The organism is Succinivibrio faecicola, assembly GCF_019448115.1.
In the GTDB taxonomy this organism is placed as follows: Bacteria; Pseudomonadota; Gammaproteobacteria; order Enterobacterales; family Succinivibrionaceae; genus Succinivibrio; species Succinivibrio faecicola.
In genome coordinates, this window is sequence record NZ_JAGFNY010000002.1 from 66,905 (window position 1) to 84,741 (window position 17,837).

Consider the following 17,837-nt stretch of genomic DNA (forward strand, 5'->3'; position numbering starts at 1 on the left):
TTAGCTGTTCTTTTTAACTTCAAGCATAACAACTCTTCTTTCAGAAGCTTCTATTACTCTGAAAATGAAGTTTTCAATTTCAACACTCTCCCCAACTTCAGGGAATTTACCTAACGTATGTGTTGTAAGGCCTGCTACGGTATCAACGTCAGCTAATGATGACATATCAGTCTTAAAATACTCATCAAACTCTTCAAGTGTGGTAAGTCCGTTTACAAGATAGCTTCCGTTATCCTTGTTCAGAATAATATTCTTTTCGTTTACCTCAGTGTCATATTCATCATCAATATCACCTACGATAACCTCAAGAATATCTTCAATAGTAACAAGACCTGAAACTCCGCCAAACTCATCAACTACAATAGCAATATGATATCTGTTTTGCTGAAACTCCTTTAGCATGGAGTTTACATGTTTTGATTCAGGAACAATAACAGGTTTTCTAAGCAAAGACAGAATACCGTCATCCTTGAGCATTTTAAAACCTGCTGTATAAGGAATAAGATCTTTTGCAAGAAGAATACCTACAACATGATCTTTGTCCTCACCAATTACAGGATATCTTGAATGTCCGAATTCAACTACCTTTTTTGCAGTTTCTGCTAAAGAATCTGTTGCATTGATTGTTACGATATCTGAGCTTGGGATCATGACATCAGATACTCTTAATCTGTTTATGTCAAAAATACCCTGGATCATATCCTCTGTATCTTCATCTATAACATCATTTTCTGATGCCTCATGAATAACCTGTTCTAATTCATTCTGATTTGAAGGCTCGCCTCTTTTGGTAAAAAGTCTTGAAAGAAACGAGGAATGCTCCTCATCATGAATTTCAGTCATATTTCTTATTCCTCTATCTCTATATATGGATCTTTAAAGCCAAGCTCTTTTAAGGCAACTACCTCAAGACCTTCCATCTCATCGGCTTCATCATCCTCTATATGATCAAATCCTAATAAATGAAGGCAGCCATGAATAATTAGATGACAAAAATGCTCTTCTAAAGTCTTATGCTGCTCAACACATTCTCTTTCTAATACTTCTTTACAGATTACAAGATCACCTAGCAAAGGCATATCATCGACACCTTCTGGAAGTTCAAAAGGAAATGAAAGAATATTTGTTGGCCTGTCAACATGACGATATGTATTGTTGAGCTCATGTATTTCATCGCTGTTTACCATTCTTACGGTTATTTCGCTGTCAGCTTTTCTGCCTGCAACTGTAAGAGCAGTTCTTGCCCATAGCTCAATTTTTTCAATGGATGGATAATCTTCAAGTTTCTCATCCGTTGCTATCTGTAGATCTATACTAATCTCCATTTGAGGCCTCTAAAGATAAAGCTTTAATTTTTTCCTGTTTGATTCTTGCCTGTTCCTTATCAAATGCATCATATGCATTAACAATTGCAGCAACAACAGGATGTCTTACAACGTCTGCAGGATCAAAGAATGTAAAGCCGATTACATCTACACTTTTAAGGACTTCTATTGCCTGCTTTAAGCCAGATTTAATACTTCTTGGAAGGTCAATCTGGCTTGGATCACCAGTAATTACAGCTTTTGAATTGAAACCTATACGGGTTAAGAACATTTTCATCTGTTCAACTGTGGTATTCTGAGCCTCATCAAGAATGATAAAAGAATCATTGAGAGTACGACCTCTCATATATGCTAAAGGTGCAATTTCAATGATCTGCTTTTCTATAAGCTTTTCTACCTTTTCAAATCCAAGCATCTCAAAAAGGGCATCATAAAGAGGTCGTAAATATGGATCCACTTTCTGAGACAGATCGCCTGGAAGGAAACCTAATTTTTCACCTGCTTCAACAGCAGGTCTTGTCAGAATTATTCTGCGAACCTCGTTTCTTTCAAGAGCATCAACAGCAGCAGCCACTGCAAGGTAGGTTTTACCAGTACCAGCTGGACCAATACCGAATGTAACATCATGAGATACTATCTGACTTATGTAAGATCCCTGATTTGAGGTTCTTGCCTTAACAAAACCCCGTTTTGTCTTAAAATTATTTGCCTGATGATAAAGGCTTCCAACTGAGCCACGACTCTCGTCTGCCTGATAGTCATGATCGTCTTGCTCTATATGAGAAAATTCTGTAATAGCAAGATGCACCATATCAGGTGTAACCTCTGATGGAGTTTTTGCACCCTTTAACGGAGCTGTATCAATATACAGACTCTTTATCAGTTTCTCTGCTCGTAAGACACTGCCCTTGTCACCCTTTATATGAACAGTACAGTTAACGTAGGTTATTTTTACACCAAGACGCTTTTCAATCTGTTTGAAATTCTCATCCTCAGGGCCAACCAGATATGCCATTCTGTTACTGTCTGATGGTTCCAGAAGAAATTCCTCTTCAACAATTTTAGTCATTTATAAGTTCGCCTTTTAATGTATGAGCATGAGTACTGGTTATCTTTACCTTAACCATTTTTCCAATTAGATCTTCAGAACCTTTAAATACAACGATTCTTCCAGATGATGCTCTTGATTTAAGTTCATTTTCGTCTTTTCTTGAAATGCCTTCAACAATACACTCCTGAACAGTTCCCACAAACTGCTGTGTATATGAAAGGGCAAGCTCTTCTAGTCTGTTTTGGAGTTTATAAAGACGGTTGAATTTCTCTTCTTTTGTAACCTTATCTTCCATTAAAGCTGCAGGAGTTCCCTGTCTTTTTGAATATACAAATGAGAAGCTTAAGTCAAACTTGACCTTTTCAACAACTTCCATTGTTTTTTCAAAGTCTTCTTCTGTTTCACCCGGGAAACCTACAATAAAGTCTGAAGAAATATGAACTGTTGGTCTTGCAGCTCTGAGTTTTTCTGTAAGTTCGATATACTCTTTGGCTGTATAGCGACGATGCATTAATGAGAGGATCCTATCAGAGCCTGCCTGAATTGGAACATGGATCTGATCAGATATCACGCTCAGATTCTTAACTGCGTCAATAATATCGTCTGTAAAATCCATAGGATTTGATGTTGTAAAGCGAAGTCTTCTTAAGCCGGGAATTGCAGCAATTTCATAAAGCAGAGTTGAAAAATTGCATACTGTTCCATCATTCATTACACCATGATATGAATTTACATTCTGTCCTAAAAGGTGGATTTCAATAGCTCCGTTTGAAATGAAGTTTACGCACTCGTCGATAATATCTTGTACTGGTCTTGACTGCTCATCACCTCTTGTATATGGAACAATGCAGTAGGTGCACTTGTTTGAACAGCCTTCCATGATTGTAACAAAAGCGCTCGGACCTTCTGCATGAGATGATGGGAAGTAGTCAAACTTATCAATTGCATCTGCATTTACATCAACCTGAGGTTCATGAGTCTGAATGTATGCACTGATAAGTGATGGCAGACGATGAATTGTTCTAGGTCCAAAGATTACATTTACACTCTTGTCTAGTTTTAAGATTTCCTCAGCAAGTTCTGAACCTACACAGCCACCAAGAGCAATTACTGTATTCTTAGAGATTTTCTGCTGATGACGCCATGCTGCAATCTGATTGAATACCTTGTCTTCAGCCTTGGCTCTTACGGCACATGTTACCAATACTACGATAGATGCATTTTCAACAGCAGCAGTTTCAACAAAACCAGCAGAAGTTAAAAGCTCTCTTATTCTATCTCCATCATATACATTCATCTGGCAACCCCAGACCTGAACGAAGAAAGTACCCTGCTGAAGTTTAAAATCTGGAAGAATTGTAGAATTTGTCATTTTATTGTTTTATCGTTTTAATGCATTTAAAAAACAGATCCTCCATAAGGTGATAATCACCTGCAAAGGATTCTATCGATGCATGTAGCATCATTTCTGGTGAACATAATGAGTAATCAACATGTAGTCCAAGAGGTATAAGAAGCTCTCTTATAAACTCTCGCTGTGCTCTACCATTCCCCTCTCTGAATGGATGGATGGCATTAATTTCGCCAAGATAGTAGGCTGCTCTTTTATACACCTGATCCTTTGGAAGATTTCTTAAGTAATTTTCTGCTTTTAATTTTTCAAAAATCTTTTCAATTTCAGGTTGAATGTAATTCACATCGCAAAAAAGAATCTCTTTTGAAATGTTTACTCTGCGCAACTCACCTGCCCATGGATAAACATCCTGAAAGATATAATGATGAATTTTCTTGAGATGATTCAGATCGAAATTACCTTTTAGAGGTTTTTTGATGAGATCGACAAGTCTTGCACCGGTAAACAACCTTTCATACTGGGAAAGTATTTGGGGATCGGTTTCATTGAAATTATTTTTTAGAATTTCACTGTTTTTATAACAGTATACTTCATCAAAGGTAGATGCTTCCAAAATTCAGGCAGCCCTATTCTCTTTTAGAAGTTTGAAGATTAAAGACTTAAGCTCTTCAAATGAAATAACACCGTCAGCATAATCTTTTAATAATTTTTCCTGCTCAGGAGAAAGAATAAGATTTTCAATTGCAAGAGTAGCTTTTACTTCATCAAGTAACATATAGAACTCCATGTAGATCCTCTAGTTCTTATTATATCAGAAGGTATGAATTTTGACGAATTTTGATGCGAAAAATTTGCGTTTTTTCAAGAGAAAGTCAAAAACTATATGCTTGAAAAAACACAGAGATTATAAAGCTATGACAGATGGAATCATCTAAAAGATCATGACCCCAAAAATTTCATGACTTGATACAGATCCAAAGCAGATTGATTTTTCGTCTGTTCATCTGGATATATTGTATTTTTTTTCACTGAAAAATAGCCTTTAAACATGATTTTGTGGCAAAATATTATGATTATTGTAAATTTATAAATCACTATTTTTTGGAGCTAATCGATGTCAGCTATTAAAGTTGCATACAATCCGCAGGAAATCGAGCCTGCTGTACAGAAGTACTGGGAAGATAATCAGACTTTCCATGCAACAGAAGACAAGACAAAAGAAAAGTATTACTGCCTTGTAATGTTCCCATATCCATCTGGAAGATTACACATGGGCCACGTTCGTAACTACACAATAGGTGATGTTATTGCAAGATATAACCGCCTGTTAGGTAAAAATGTTCTGGCACCTATCGGCTGGGATGCTTTTGGTATGCCTGCAGAAAATGCTGCCATCAAGAATAACAAGCAACCAGGTGAATGGACCTACTCAAACATCAGCTACATGAAACAGCAGCTTAAGTCATTAGGTCTTTCATACGACTGGGCAAGAGAAATTGCAACATGCAGACCTGAATACTTCAAGTGGGAACAGAAGTTCTTTGCTGAACTGTTCAAGAAGGGGCTTGTTTACAAGAAGGTTTCAACTGTTAACTGGTGTCCTGTAGACCACACTGTTCTTGCAAATGAGCAGGTAGAAGACGGCTGCTGCTGGAGATGCGGTCACAAGGTTGAGCTTCGTGAAATCCCTCAGTGGTACCTGAAGATTACAGCTTATGCAGAGGAACTTTTAAAGGATCTTGATAAGCTTGAAGGATGGCCAGAGCGTGTTCGCACCATGCAGAAGAACTGGATTGGTCGCTCAGAAGGTCTTGATATCACATTCAAGGTTGATGGAAGTGACGATACATTCACTGTTTATACAACACGTCCTGATACTTTCATGGGTATCACCTATATTTCAATTGCTGCTAACCACCCTTTAGTTAAGAAGTGCTGTGATACAAATGCAGAACTTGAAGCATTCTGTGCCGAATGCAGAAAGCAGAAGTTTGCAGAAGCTGATATCTCCACCATGGAGAAGAAGGGTATGGCAACCGGTCTTTACGCTATTCACCCAATCAATGGCAGAAAAGTACCTATCTATGTTGCTAACTTCGTTATCATGGATTACGGTACTGGTGCTGTTATGTCTGTTCCAGGCCACGATCAGAGAGATTACGAGTTTGCCAAGAAATACGGCATTGATATTGAATGCGTAATCAAGGAGTCAAAGGACTCAGCAGAACCTGACTTAAGCAAGCAGGCTTTCACCGAGCATGGCGTTGCATGCAATTCAGGCGAGTTTGACGGAATGAACTTTGAAGAGGCTTTCAAAGCTATTGCCGACAAACTAGAGAAGATGGGATGCGCAAAGCGTAAGGTTAACTACCGTCTGCGTGACTGGTGTATTTCCCGTCAGCGTTACTGGGGTGCACCTATCCCTGTTCTTACAATTGATGAAACAGGTGAAATGGTTTGCGAAAAGGAAGAGAATCTTCCTGTAAAACTACCAGAGAACGTAAAGATTGACGGTGTTGTTTCACCACTTAAGACCGACGAGAGCTGGTATAAGACAACATTCGACGGCAAGAGCGCAACACGTGAGACTGATACTTTTGATACCTTCATGGAATCATCATGGTACTATGCCCGTTACTGCTCCGCTCGTGATGACAAGCAGATGTTTGACAAGGATGCTGCAAACTACTGGCTTCCTGTTGATCAGTACATCGGCGGTATTGAACATGCTGTTCTCCACCTGCTTTATGCACGTTTCTTCTTCAAGATGTTACGTGATGCAGGCATGGTAAACTCAGATGAACCATTCAAGAGACTTCTATGTCAGGGTATGGTTCTTGCTGATGCATTCTACTACTTAGACGATCAGGGTACCAAGAACTGGGTAAATCCTTTAGATGCAATAACAACACGTGATGACAAGGGTAATATCATCAGTGCTGTTGACAAGGATGGTCATGAGCTTCACCACGAAGGCATGATCAAGATGTCAAAGTCAAAGGCTAACGGTATTGATCCTGAAGAGATGGTAAGAATGTACGGTGCAGACACCGTGCGTCTGTTCATGATGTTCGCCTCCCCTGCAGAACTTACACTTGAGTGGAGACAGTCTGGTGTTGAAGGTTCACAGCGTTTCTTAAGAAAACTCTGGAACCAGGTTCAGGATCTGATTGTTGATGGTGCCAAGTGCACAACAGATGTATCTAAGTTACCTTCAAATCTCAAGAAGATTCGTCATCAGCTTCACGTTACAATTGAAAAGGTTACAGACGATATCGGTCGTCGCCAGACCTTCAATACAGCTATCGCTGCTATCATGGAGCTTTTAAACGAGGCTGCAAAGCTTAATGCTAAGGATGAACAGTCTCTTGCAGTTCGTTATGAGATCTACAATAACGTTGTGCTGATGTTGTATCCAATCGTTCCTCATATCTGCTTCAAGTTATGGGAAGTTCTTGGAAATACAACCAAACTTGACGAGGAAAGATGGCCTGAGGCTGATAAGAGCGCTTTAACCAAAGATGAAATCACTGTTGTTGTTTCTGTAAACGGTAAGGTTCGCGGTCGCATCAACATTGATCCAAATCTTGATGAACAGAGCGTTATCAACATTGCAACATCTAATGCAGATGTACAGAAATTCATAGATGGTAAGCAGATCAAAAAGACTATCTATGTTAAGGGTCGTCTCGTAAATATCGTTGTTGCATAAATAGAGGTATAGGATGAAGCTAAATCTGTTTTTGATTGGTACTTTACTTGCGCTTACAACAGCGTGTGGTTTTCACTTTCCAAATCAGGGCAGATTAAGCTCCACCGTTACCAGAATGAATGTTAATGGAGACTACCATGGTAAATTTTATAAAATGGTAGTCTCTAAACTGAAGATTCGCGGTGTTGCAGTAAATGAAATAAACTGTAGCAACAGGGATAACTTCAAAAATATTGATAAGGTCCCTACTCTCAACATTGTTGAACCTACCGTATCAACACCAATCAATTCTATTGATGCTCACGGTGCTGCTCTTGAATACTCCATGATTGTAAAAGCAAATGCTTCTTTACAGTTACCAAATTACAATCGCAGAATCATAATGAGCAATACTATAACAAGATCAACACTGAACAAGGCCGATAACACCCTTGCATCAACTAACGAGCAGAACATCATAAGACATGAGTGTTATGATGAACTTTCAGATCAGTTAATCTCAAGAATCAATTATCTTGGAAAACAAACAGATCCAAACTCTCCTGATCTGACAGTTGCCGAGCTGTTACTTGCTAAAGGCGAGAACAATTCTGATATCGTTATACAGAAGGGTGGTAATCTGACCTTATACGAAGCATTAACCGAACATGATAACAAAGAAAGAGAGAACGCAAGCAGCGTTACTTTAAACGAACTTAACAACGGTTCAAAAATTTTAAATTCAAAAGGCTCATATCGTCTTCCAAAAACCAGAGTCAATCTGCCTCATCAGGCACCAGACCTTGATGAACCATCCTTATAATCGAGGTCAGAATGCCTAATCATCCACTTGCACCGGTATATATCATTTCAAGTGATGATCCTTTTTTAAAAAAGGAGCGTTCTGATGCATTAGTAAGACAGGCTAGAGCTACACTCAATGATCCTGTTCTTATGGTATTTACTCAGCAGGATTTTGGCACAAGCGGCAAAGCTAACCTCTCAATGCTTGAAAATGAATTGCTAGATCCTGGTCTGTTTGGTGGCGACAGAATCATAAAAATCTACCTTGGTGAATTAAAATCAATTGCAAATCAGGTTCTTACTCTATTAGGTTCAAGAACAAGACCTGGAGTTGTATGTATTGTCGAAACCGCGAGGATAACCAAAAAGCTAGCTGATGCCAAGGCTCTTGATTATTCAGCTGCAAGTGCAAAAGACAAGGACAAGGCTACAACAGAAAAAGCTCTTGGATTTGTCAAAGGAATTGGCGGCAATATCGAGGTTATATATCCACCTGATGAGAATAAATTTCCTGCATGGATTATAAGTAAGGCTTCTGAGTTTGGTCTTACAATGAATAAAGATGCAGTGGATTTTTTAAGAATTGCTTTTGACGGAAATCTGGGTGCGATCATACAGTTTTTTGAAATCATCTGTGTTCAGTATCCAGGAGCAAACGTTACTTTGCAGATGGTTGAAAGTTTCCTTGAAGAGGATACAAGACATTCTGGTTTTGATTTTATAAATAACGTCTTAAAACCTGATTCATACAAAGCAATAGCAGTATTACACTCTCTTATGGAATCAGGGCCACAGAGTGTTGTAACTCTTTCTGGAATTATTCAGTCTTCTGACAAGAGTTTAAAGGCTGTAGCAGCTCTTAAAAATGATAAGGCATTTTTAAATTCAAATCCTTCTTTCATGCAAAAGCAGTCCTATTTCAGAAATCTTGAAATATACCTTCCTGCAACCTACGATTTCATCATCAAGGCTGCAAGACTTATGAATAACGATCTGTACAGTTACCTTGTACAGGAACTGTCATTAGCATCAAAAGCTCTATCTGCCTTCAATGAGAACGAAGCTGTTCTTCATCTTGAAAATATGGCAGCATCCGTTCAGAACATTGCAGTAAGATCTCTTAGGAGTCTGTAGTGCATATCGGTATATTAGGTGGCTCTTTCAATCCACTTCACAATGATCATATTGAGCTTTTGAACTATATATACAAAAAGCTTAGTCTTGACCGTTTTATTCTAATTCCTAATGCTCTGCCACCACACAAAACAACATGCCATGTTTCCTTTAATGACAGAGTGGATATGATAAATAAAACTGTTGAAAACTTGCCATATATAACTGTTAGCATGGTTGAACAGGATGACAGCATTCCTCATTACAGTTTTGATACTATCAGTGAATTAAAACAGCAGTTTAAAAATGATTCTCTGTACTTTTGCATGGGAATGGATTCATTTAATTACCTAGATAAATGGTACAGAGGACTGCAAATCCCCGATCTTTGCAACCTTGTTATAACCGACAGAACAGGTTACGACATTGAAAAATCTAACAGTGCCGTTATAGAGAAATTATCAGACAGAATAGTAAAGCTTGAAGGCAAAATAGATGATTTGTCTGACTTAGAAATAATCAGAGAGATAAAGAATTCGGAACAACCAAAAATCATATATCTGAAAAAAGAATTTACTGATATATCTTCAAGCAAAATTCGAACTGTTTTTAAAGATTTTTATCAAAAATACAGTAATTCTTTGCAGAATTTTGAAAATTTTAAAGAATTTGACAGCAATTACTATGTTATGCAAAATCTTCCTGAAAGCATAACCCGTTATATTTTGGAAAACAGACTTTATGCAGACTGAAAATCATAATACAGAAAATCTTTTGGAAAGATGCCTTTCAATTCTTTCAGACAGCAAGGCTCACGACATCGTCAATATCGATGTTTCAAAAGCAAGCTCTCTGTGTGATAACGCTGTTATATGCACAGGAACTTCAAACCGTCATGTAAGCGCTATTGCAAAAAGACTTGAAGATAAGCTGTATGAGTATGGCTACAAGCATATAACTCTTTCAGGTGAACAAACTGGTGAATGGGTTATTGCAGATCTTGGTGAAGTAATGGTTCATATCATGCAAGATGAGGTAAGACGCAGATATGAGCTTGACGATCTGTTCAACTGTATGGCACGTGGAGAGGCCTAATGAAAATCATTTTGCTTGCAGTGGGAACTAAAATGCCATCATGGGTAACCACAGCTTTTGAGGATTATCAAAAAAGATTTCCAAAAGAAATGAAATTTGAGCTTCAGGAGATCCCTCCGTGCAAGAGATTTTCTAAAGGATCAGAAGAAAAAGCAAAGGAAGCTGAAGCAAAACTCATTTTAGAGGCAATTCCCAAAAAGGCTTATATCATTGCGCTTGATGAACGTGGAAAACAGTACACATCTATTGAACTTTCAAAAAAGGTAGGCCAATGGCAACAGCTTGGCTGTGACGTGGTTTTGCTTGTCGGTGGACCTAATGGTCTTACAGATGAAATCAGAGAAAAGGCAAATGAACTGTGGTCATTATCAAAACTTACTCTTCCACATCCATTAGTCAGAGTTTTCCTGATAGAAACTGTTTATAGAGGTTATTCAATCTTTGCAAATCTGCCCTATCATAGAGAATAAAAAAACGCATAGTGACCACTATTGCAAAATATGAGTATATATGTGAAAAAAATACACTGTTCATAAGTCTTTAATTGTAGAATATACTCTTGAAATAAAAGAAATTTGAATAATCCTCCGCCAAGACAGAATAAAATTGTTTCACTTGAGTAAGCACAGAAGAGAAAGCGAGCTTTTCAGCTTTAGAAAAAATAAAAAGTACCATCAGACACATAATCTGAATGAGAGAAATGAAGAACTGGAAAATGCAGTTTTTCGTTCAAGGATCTTTGTCTGCTGTAGTATTGCTGTTTTAATGGTGATTATTCTCTTCTGCAATCTTTACTATCTGCAGATTATATCTTTTAAGGATTATCAGACCAGATCAAATGAAAACCGCATCAAGGTTATGCCTGTAGTTCCTCCAAGGGGAATTATCTATGATAGAAACCATGTGGTATTAGCAGAAAATTCTCCTGTATATCACCTTGTGATGTACCCAAATCGTCAGATTAATACAGAAAAAACAATCCGTTCTTTATCAAAACTTCTAGAGCTTGGTTTATCAGAAAAGGAAATCAAACGCCTTTTATATGAATCAAAAACAAGAAAGAGATTCTCTGGAGTTGAACTTTCAAACTTCCTTACAGAAGAGCAAATTGCTACTTTTGCTGTAAATTCATACAAATATCCAAATACTCAGGTTGTAGCAAATCTGAAAAGATTCTACCCATTTGCTGATATAACAACTCATACCACAGGTTATGTGTCAAGAATCAACACAAAGGACGTAAAGAAACTTCAAGCTGAAGGCAAACTGGATAACTACGAAGGCTCAACCGAAATTGGTAAGCTCGGTATTGAAAAATACTATGAGGATTATCTGCACGGTATGACAGGCTCATCAAAGGTTGAAGTAAACAGCCACGGACAGATCATAAGAACATTAAAGTATGATCCTCCAGAGCCAGGTCGCGATCTTACACTTACTATCGATATACGTTTACAGTACTACGCTCAGGAAATCTTCGGAAAAATGAAAGGCGCTGTGATCGCCATTGATCCTGCAAACGGAGAAATTCTGGCTATGTACTCTAATCCAAGCTACGATCCTAATCCTTTTGTTCGTGGTATCCGTAATGGTGAGTATTCAAGACTTATCAATAACCCAGGACGACCTTTAATTAATCGTGCAACACAAGGTGGTTATGCCCCTGCATCTACTGTTAAGCCACTTCTTTGTGTAATGGGATTAAATGAAAAACTAATTTCACCTAATACTCCATTCTTCGGACCACCATACTTCAAACTTCCAGGTTCAACTCATCAGTTCAGAGACTGGAGAGCATGGGGACACGGATGGATGGATCTGTACAGAGCTATTGAAATATCTGCAGATACATATTTCTACGATCTTGCATACAGAGCTGGTATTAACAGAATTCATGACTATCTGGACAGATTCGGTTTCGGTCGCACAACAGGAGTAGATCTATACGAAGAATCCCTTGGAATTAATCCTTCAAGAGAATGGAAAAGAGCCAGGTTCAATCAGCAATGGCATCTGGGTGACACTGTTCCTATTGGTATCGGCCAGGGATACTGGACATCTACACTTATTCAGCTAGCAAAGGCTCATTCAACCCTTGCAAACCGAGGTATTACAAGAACACCGCATCTGCTCAAGGAAGTTATCGATCCTTTAACTGCAAAGATAACAAAATACAAGCAGAAAGAATCAAAGGATACGCTCAAGGTTGAAAGCAAGGATTATTTTGACACATGTGCATCTGGAATGTACCTTGTTGTAAACGGACCTGAAGGAACAGGTAGAAGAGCTTTTTTCGGAGCAAAATATAAAGCTGCCGGCAAATCTGGTACAGCTCAGGTTGTCTCCATCAAGCAAGGTGAAAAGTACAATGCCTCAAAACTAAAGGCAGAACACAGGGATAACGCTCTGTTCGTTGCTTTTGCTCCATTTAAGAAACCAAGAATTCTTGTAGCAGTTATCCTTGAAAATGAAGGTGGCGGCTCTACAAAAGCAGCTCCTATTGCAAGAGCTATGATAGATAAATATTTAATTGATCTGTACCCTAACGGCTACATGGGAGATGAACCTGAAGTCGTTAAGTTCGGTATGGGCGGAACTGTAGTTTTACAATAATTTTATGAGTAATCAGGATAAAACAACTTTAGGTCAGGTTAACTCTAACAGAATCAGAGGCACCTTTTTTTCAAGACACCATATCGATCTGCCTTTACTGTTCGGCCTGTTTGTAGCACTGTGCTTTTCCCTGTTTGTACTGTATTCAGCATCAGGACAGGAACTTGATATGCTTTTGCGCCAGTGCACCAGAACTTTTGCCGCATTTGTTTTAATGATTCTTGTAGCTCAGATCCCTCCACAGTACTATGCAAAGGTATCTATATATCTTTATATTATAGGACTAATCCTGCTTATTCTTGTTGAACTGTTTGGAGATATTTCAAAAGGTGCACAAAGATGGCTGAACCTTGGAATCATCAGAATTCAGCCTTCAGAAATCTTCAAGGTTGTTATGCCTCTTACTGTAGCAACATTCCTGTCAAAAAGCTCAATTCCCCCAAGGTTCATCAATACTGTATTCGCCTTTGGTATCGTACTTGTACCAACTGCACTAATTCTAATGCAACCAGATCTAGGTACAGCTACACTTGTTGCAGTCGCAGGATTTATTGCAATTTTCATTGCAGGTCTTTCATGGTGGTGGATCATTACAGGCGCAGTAGTAGGTGCAGGCGCTCTTCCTATTATGTGGAATTTTGTTCTTCACGATTACCAAAAACAACGTATTTTCACTCTTTTAGATCCAAGCTCTGATCCACTTGGCGCAGGTTATCACATTATTCAGTCAAAAATTGCCATAGGCTCTGGCGGGCTATACGGAAAAGGATGGCTTCAGGGAAGTCAGTCACAGCTTGAATTTTTACCTGAACCACATACTGATTTTATCTTTGCAGTTCTTTCAGAGGAAACTGGTCTTGTAGGCTTCCTAATTCTAATGTCACTTTATTGTTTTATCATAGGAAGATGTATTCTTATAACTCTGAATGCAAAGGATAATTTTGAAAAAATTCTTTGTGGAAGTTTCACGTTTACCTTCATGTTCTACATATTTGTGAATATAGGAATGGTGTCTGGTATTCTTCCTGTTGTTGGTGTGCCTCTGCCACTTATCAGTTACGGTGGTACTGCCATGATTACACTAACAATCTGTTTTGGTATGATTATGTCAATTCAGACTCATAAGAAAGGATCTATCTTCAGACAAGATTAAAAAGGAGGAAGTCTTGTTTTATAGATTATTCAAGAAGGCTGCTACAACAGCGCTATGTTCAGCTCTTCTCATGACTTTAAGCACACAGGTACAGGCTAAAGCAGACCTGAATGAACTTGCTGCATATGCAAAAGTTGACAGATCAGATCTAGAAAACGCATTATCACAGGCAAGGCTTGAGCAGAAAATTATTAATGCTATGAACAAACCAGGTGAAGCAAAACCTTGGTGGCAGTACAGAAAGATTTTCATTACAGTTTCAAGAATCAATGCAGGCGTAGATTTCTATTTTAAGAATGAAAAAATTCTTAATAGAGCTTCAAAGGAATATGGTGTTCCTGAAGAAATCATCTGTGCAATTATCGGTGTAGAAACCTATTTTGGTAAACACAAAGGAACTTTCAGAGTTCTTGACGCTCTATACACATTAGGCTTTAACTATCCAAAAAGAGAAGCATACTTCTCAAAGGAATTTGCAAGATTTGTAGCTTTGGCAAAACGCGAAGGCTGGAACTATGACGATATCAAAGGCTCTTATGCTGGAGCTATGGGATATGGTCAGTTCATGCCATCAGCCTATCTTGATTATGCAGTAGATTTTAATGGCGACGGAAAGATTAACCTTTTTGATGATACTGAAGATGCCATAGGCTCTGTTGCAAGCTACTTTAAAGGCCACGGCTGGGCACAAAACAGAGGCATCTATTATCCTGCCCATGTCCACAATGCTGATGTTAAAAAGCTCATGGATAAAGGATGGGATCTTAGTGTAGATGAACTGTACAAATCAGGTGTAACAACCAAGGTAAACTTATCATCAGATCAGAACATCAGACTCTTTGATTTTGATCTTGAAGATGGCAGCAAAGGTTACGCTGTTGGTCTTAATAACTTCCACTCAATTATGAGATACAATACATCTAAGCTTTATGCAAGAGCTGTATATGAACTCTCAGAATATATTGCAATGGGAGTTGAAAAGAAAAAGAGACAACAAGGAATCTATGTGCCAAAGAGGAGTCGCAAGCCTTAATGAAAAAGTATAAAAATATTGTAATCATTAGTGTTCTTGCTTCAGCACTTTGTGCCTGTTCATCTGGTGGTTCATATTCAAACTACTACTCAGGCTCTGGCTGTCATGTAGGTAGTGGACCTTACTGCACCAAACCAAAAGCTCAGACATCCTTAGTGAATATCCAGGGGGTCGGTGGTGCAAAACCTGTTTATGAAGCACAAAGATCAAACGGCTGCAACAAGGACTATACAGTACTTGGTAAAAATTATATGGTCTGGAGAGGAGCTACTTCCTATGTTGAGGAAGGTACAGCCTCATGGTATGGTCCTGGTTTTCATGGTAAAAAGACCTCAAACGGAGAGGTATACAACCAGAAAGGATATACTGCAGCACACAAGAATCTTCCACTTCCATCTTATCTTAAGGTTACAAACCTTAGAAATGGAAAAAAGGTTATCGTGAGAGTAAATGATCGCGGTCCTTTTGTTGATAATCGTATTATTGACTTATCAGAAGGTTCTGCAAGAGCTATTGATATGGTTGGATCTGGCACAACCAAAGTAAGAATCGAACTGCTAAAAGTTATGCCAAATGGTTATATAGCCAATGCAACAGGTACTCCTGGTGGAAGTGTTGTTACTCCATCTACAGGAAGTCCTGGTGCACTGACTTTACCGTCATCAACAAAGAATACAACAATCAACAGGATCCCTAATTACAAGAACAAGGCAGAAGCGATTGCCGCTGTTAGGGATGCACTGTACAAAAAGACAAATATTTCAGCTGCTGACATTGTCTCTGCAGTCAAGGGAGTATACATCCAGCTTGTTGCCTGCAACTCAGACAAAATGGCACTTGAGATCAAGCAGAGCGTGCAGAACAGACTGCCATACAATGTAATTATTTCCAATCAGGGAAATGTTAATCGTGTACTCGTAGGTCCGTTTACTGAAAGTGCAGCAAAAAATGCTCTTAACACAATAAGACGTAAGGGCTATACTGACAGTTTTATCAAACGAATGTAATATCAAAAGACTTAGGCTAAAAAAATGTCATTTGCAAATACTTTAAAATTAACTTTATTATCAGGTCTTATCTCAATCTGTTCAAATTCATATGCAGAGGATATTCCAAATCCTTTTGCAAATATGAAGTCAAATACCCAAAATGCACAGACAGCAGCAGTTGCAGGCAATGCTCCAGCCCCAACTGTAATTCCAGCACCTCCTGAGTTTGATGCTCAGTCATGGGTACTTATGGACTATCGCTCAGGTCGAGTTATCTGTCAGAAGAATCCTCATGAGAAGATCTGGCCTGCATCTCTTACAAAAATGATGACAGCTTATGTTATCGGTATGGAGCTAAAAGCAGGTCGTCTCCATATGGATGATAATGTAACCATTTCTGAAGATGCCTGGTCAAAGAAATACACTGATTCTTCAAAAATGTTCATCGAGGTTGGCAAGACAATTTCTGTTGGTGACCTTGTAAGAGGAATTATTATTCAGTCAGGTAATGATGCCTGCGTTGCTATGGCAATACATCTTGCAGGAACACAAGAAGGTTTCGTTTCTGTAATGAACAGCTATGCAGCTCAACTTGGCCTTAAGAATACCCATTTCTCAAATGTTCATGGTCTTTTTGATGAGATGAACTACTCTACTGCTTATGATATGGCACTTTTAGGACGTGCAATCATTCGCGATCTTCCAAATGAGTATCCAATCTACTCACAAAAAGAGTTTACATTCAACGGTATCAAACAGTACAACAGAAACCGTCTGTTATGGGATAAGTCACTAAATGTCGACGGTATTAAAACAGGTCACCTGTCTCAGGTAGGATACAACCTGGTTACCTCAGCAACAAATGAAAATATGCGCCTTGTATCTTCAGTAATAGGCTGTAAGTCTGAAAAGGAAAGAGCTGCATACAATAAAGCTCTTTTAACATACGGTTTTAGATACTTTGAACTTACAACACCAATAAAAGGCAATAAAACATTGCTAAATCGTGAAGTTCGCTTAGGAAAAGCAAACTCTGTTGATCTTACAATTAACAGTGATCTTACTGTTCTAATCCCTAGAGGTCGCAGCAAGGATCTGAAGGTTGGCTATCAGCTTAACAAGGCAATCTTCACAGCTCCAATCAAAAAGGGAGAGAAACTTGGTGAACTTGAAGTAAAACTTGATAACACCATCATTGCAAAAAAAGATCTCATCAGCAATTCGGATGTTGAAGAATGCGGTTTCTTCGGCAAGCTTTGGGATAAGATTTATTTATTCTTCAATGATTCAGATGCATCAGTTGAAGATCAGACACAAGAGAACCAATAATGAGCGATCAGTACGCAAAACTTGAAAAACTAATTGAATTTCCAAGTGTTATCGGCTTTAGAGTCATCGTCGATGCAAGTGTAGCTAATGCTCTTTTGGAAGTACTTAAAGTTGTCGACACTATTGAACCTGACTCTGTAAAAGACAGAAATCCTGAGCCTAGAGTCAGCTCAAAAGGCAACTACGTATCATATACTGTGTCCGTAAAAGTCAGAAATATAGACAATCTGAAGGCAATCTATACAAAGGTTGGCTCTTTAGGTTGTGTAAAACACATAATATAGGAT

At 38.5% G+C, this 17,837-nt stretch carries 18 protein-coding genes; 12 read left to right on the forward strand and 6 right to left on the reverse strand.

Annotation, left to right across the window (positions count from 1 at the left end; translation table 11 throughout):
• Genes J5V48_RS01430 through J5V48_RS01455 form a run of 6 tightly spaced genes read right to left on the reverse strand, consistent with a single transcriptional unit; the run spans nucleotide 1 to nucleotide 4,505 of the window.
• Nucleotides 1–843, reverse strand: a complete 843-nt coding sequence (locus tag J5V48_RS01430) for an HlyC/CorC family transporter (protein WP_219936203.1) — start codon at nucleotides 841–843, stop codon at nucleotides 1–3.
• A 5-nt stretch (nucleotides 844–848) separates the two neighbouring features.
• Nucleotides 849–1,325 carry an rRNA maturation RNase YbeY gene (gene ybeY / locus J5V48_RS01435; RefSeq protein ID WP_219936205.1) on the reverse strand — a complete coding sequence of 159 codons (477 nt, stop codon included), beginning with the start codon at nucleotides 1,323–1,325 and terminating at the stop codon, nucleotides 849–851.
• A complete protein-coding gene (locus J5V48_RS01440; protein WP_219936207.1) occupies nucleotides 1,315–2,394 on the reverse strand; it encodes a PhoH family protein in 1,080 nt (359 codons plus the stop codon). The genes ybeY and J5V48_RS01440 overlap by 11 nt, the downstream gene beginning before the upstream one ends.
• Nucleotides 2,387–3,748 carry a tRNA (N6-isopentenyl adenosine(37)-C2)-methylthiotransferase MiaB gene (miaB, locus tag J5V48_RS01445; protein ID WP_219936209.1) on the reverse strand — a complete coding sequence of 454 codons (1,362 nt, stop codon included), beginning with the start codon at nucleotides 3,746–3,748 and terminating at the stop codon, nucleotides 2,387–2,389. The genes J5V48_RS01440 and miaB overlap by 8 nt, the downstream gene beginning before the upstream one ends.
• A 1-nt stretch (nucleotide 3,749) precedes the next feature.
• The gene (locus J5V48_RS01450) at nucleotides 3,750–4,343 is read right to left on the reverse strand and encodes a Fic/DOC family protein (protein ID WP_219936211.1); all 594 of its coding nucleotides are present in this window, start codon (nucleotides 4,341–4,343) and stop codon (nucleotides 3,750–3,752) included.
• Nucleotides 4,344–4,346: 3 nt separating this feature from the next.
• Complete coding sequence (locus J5V48_RS01455) at nucleotides 4,347–4,505, reverse strand: antitoxin VbhA family protein (protein ID WP_219936213.1); 159 nt, start codon at nucleotides 4,503–4,505, stop codon at nucleotides 4,347–4,349.
• 348 nt (nucleotides 4,506–4,853) lie between these two features.
• Between J5V48_RS01455 and leuS the strand changes: the two genes are divergently transcribed.
• The 12 genes from leuS to J5V48_RS01515 all read left to right on the forward strand — a co-directional run bounded on the left by leuS (nucleotide 4,854) and on the right by J5V48_RS01515 (nucleotide 17,834).
• Nucleotides 4,854–7,442 (forward strand): leucine--tRNA ligase, encoded by a 2,589-nt coding sequence (gene leuS, locus J5V48_RS01460; protein WP_418896161.1) that lies wholly within the window; start codon nucleotides 4,854–4,856, stop codon nucleotides 7,440–7,442.
• A 13-nt stretch (nucleotides 7,443–7,455) separates the two neighbouring features.
• Nucleotides 7,456–8,244, forward strand: a complete 789-nt coding sequence (locus tag J5V48_RS01465; protein ID WP_219936218.1) for an LPS-assembly lipoprotein LptE — start codon at nucleotides 7,456–7,458, stop codon at nucleotides 8,242–8,244.
• A gap of 11 nt (nucleotides 8,245–8,255) precedes the next feature.
• Nucleotides 8,256–9,359: a DNA polymerase III subunit delta gene (locus tag J5V48_RS01470; RefSeq protein WP_219936220.1), complete on the forward strand. Its 1,104-nt coding sequence runs from the start codon at nucleotides 8,256–8,258 to the stop codon at nucleotides 9,357–9,359.
• On the forward strand, nucleotides 9,359–10,090 hold the full coding sequence (nadD, locus tag J5V48_RS01475) for a nicotinate (nicotinamide) nucleotide adenylyltransferase (protein WP_219936222.1): 732 nt from the start codon (nucleotides 9,359–9,361) through the stop codon (nucleotides 10,088–10,090). Before J5V48_RS01470 ends, nadD begins: the two co-directional genes overlap by 1 nt.
• A complete protein-coding gene (gene rsfS / locus J5V48_RS01480; protein ID WP_219936224.1) occupies nucleotides 10,080–10,433 on the forward strand; it encodes a ribosome silencing factor in 354 nt (117 codons plus the stop codon). Before nadD ends, rsfS begins: the two co-directional genes overlap by 11 nt.
• The gene (gene rlmH / locus J5V48_RS01485; protein WP_219936226.1) at nucleotides 10,433–10,903 is read left to right on the forward strand and encodes a 23S rRNA (pseudouridine(1915)-N(3))-methyltransferase RlmH; all 471 of its coding nucleotides are present in this window, start codon (nucleotides 10,433–10,435) and stop codon (nucleotides 10,901–10,903) included. Before rsfS ends, rlmH begins: the two co-directional genes overlap by 1 nt.
• A gap of 217 nt (nucleotides 10,904–11,120) precedes the next feature.
• Complete coding sequence (gene mrdA / locus J5V48_RS01490; RefSeq protein ID WP_418896162.1) at nucleotides 11,121–13,046, forward strand: penicillin-binding protein 2; 1,926 nt, start codon at nucleotides 11,121–11,123, stop codon at nucleotides 13,044–13,046.
• Nucleotides 13,047–13,050: 4 nt separating this feature from the next.
• Nucleotides 13,051–14,199 (forward strand): rod shape-determining protein RodA, encoded by a 1,149-nt coding sequence (gene rodA, locus J5V48_RS01495; protein ID WP_219936228.1) that lies wholly within the window; start codon nucleotides 13,051–13,053, stop codon nucleotides 14,197–14,199.
• Nucleotides 14,200–14,212: 13 nt separating this feature from the next.
• A complete protein-coding gene (gene mltB / locus J5V48_RS01500) occupies nucleotides 14,213–15,232 on the forward strand; it encodes a lytic murein transglycosylase B (RefSeq protein ID WP_219936230.1) in 1,020 nt (339 codons plus the stop codon).
• The gene (locus tag J5V48_RS01505) at nucleotides 15,232–16,239 is read left to right on the forward strand and encodes a septal ring lytic transglycosylase RlpA family protein (RefSeq protein ID WP_219936232.1); all 1,008 of its coding nucleotides are present in this window, start codon (nucleotides 15,232–15,234) and stop codon (nucleotides 16,237–16,239) included. Before mltB ends, J5V48_RS01505 begins: the two co-directional genes overlap by 1 nt.
• Before the next feature lie 123 nt (nucleotides 16,240–16,362).
• On the forward strand, nucleotides 16,363–17,550 hold the full coding sequence (locus J5V48_RS01510) for a serine hydrolase (RefSeq protein WP_418896163.1): 1,188 nt from the start codon (nucleotides 16,363–16,365) through the stop codon (nucleotides 17,548–17,550).
• Nucleotides 17,550–17,834 (forward strand): DUF493 domain-containing protein, encoded by a 285-nt coding sequence (locus J5V48_RS01515; protein WP_219936237.1) that lies wholly within the window; start codon nucleotides 17,550–17,552, stop codon nucleotides 17,832–17,834. Before J5V48_RS01510 ends, J5V48_RS01515 begins: the two co-directional genes overlap by 1 nt.
• Nucleotides 17,835–17,837: the final 3 nt, after the last annotated feature.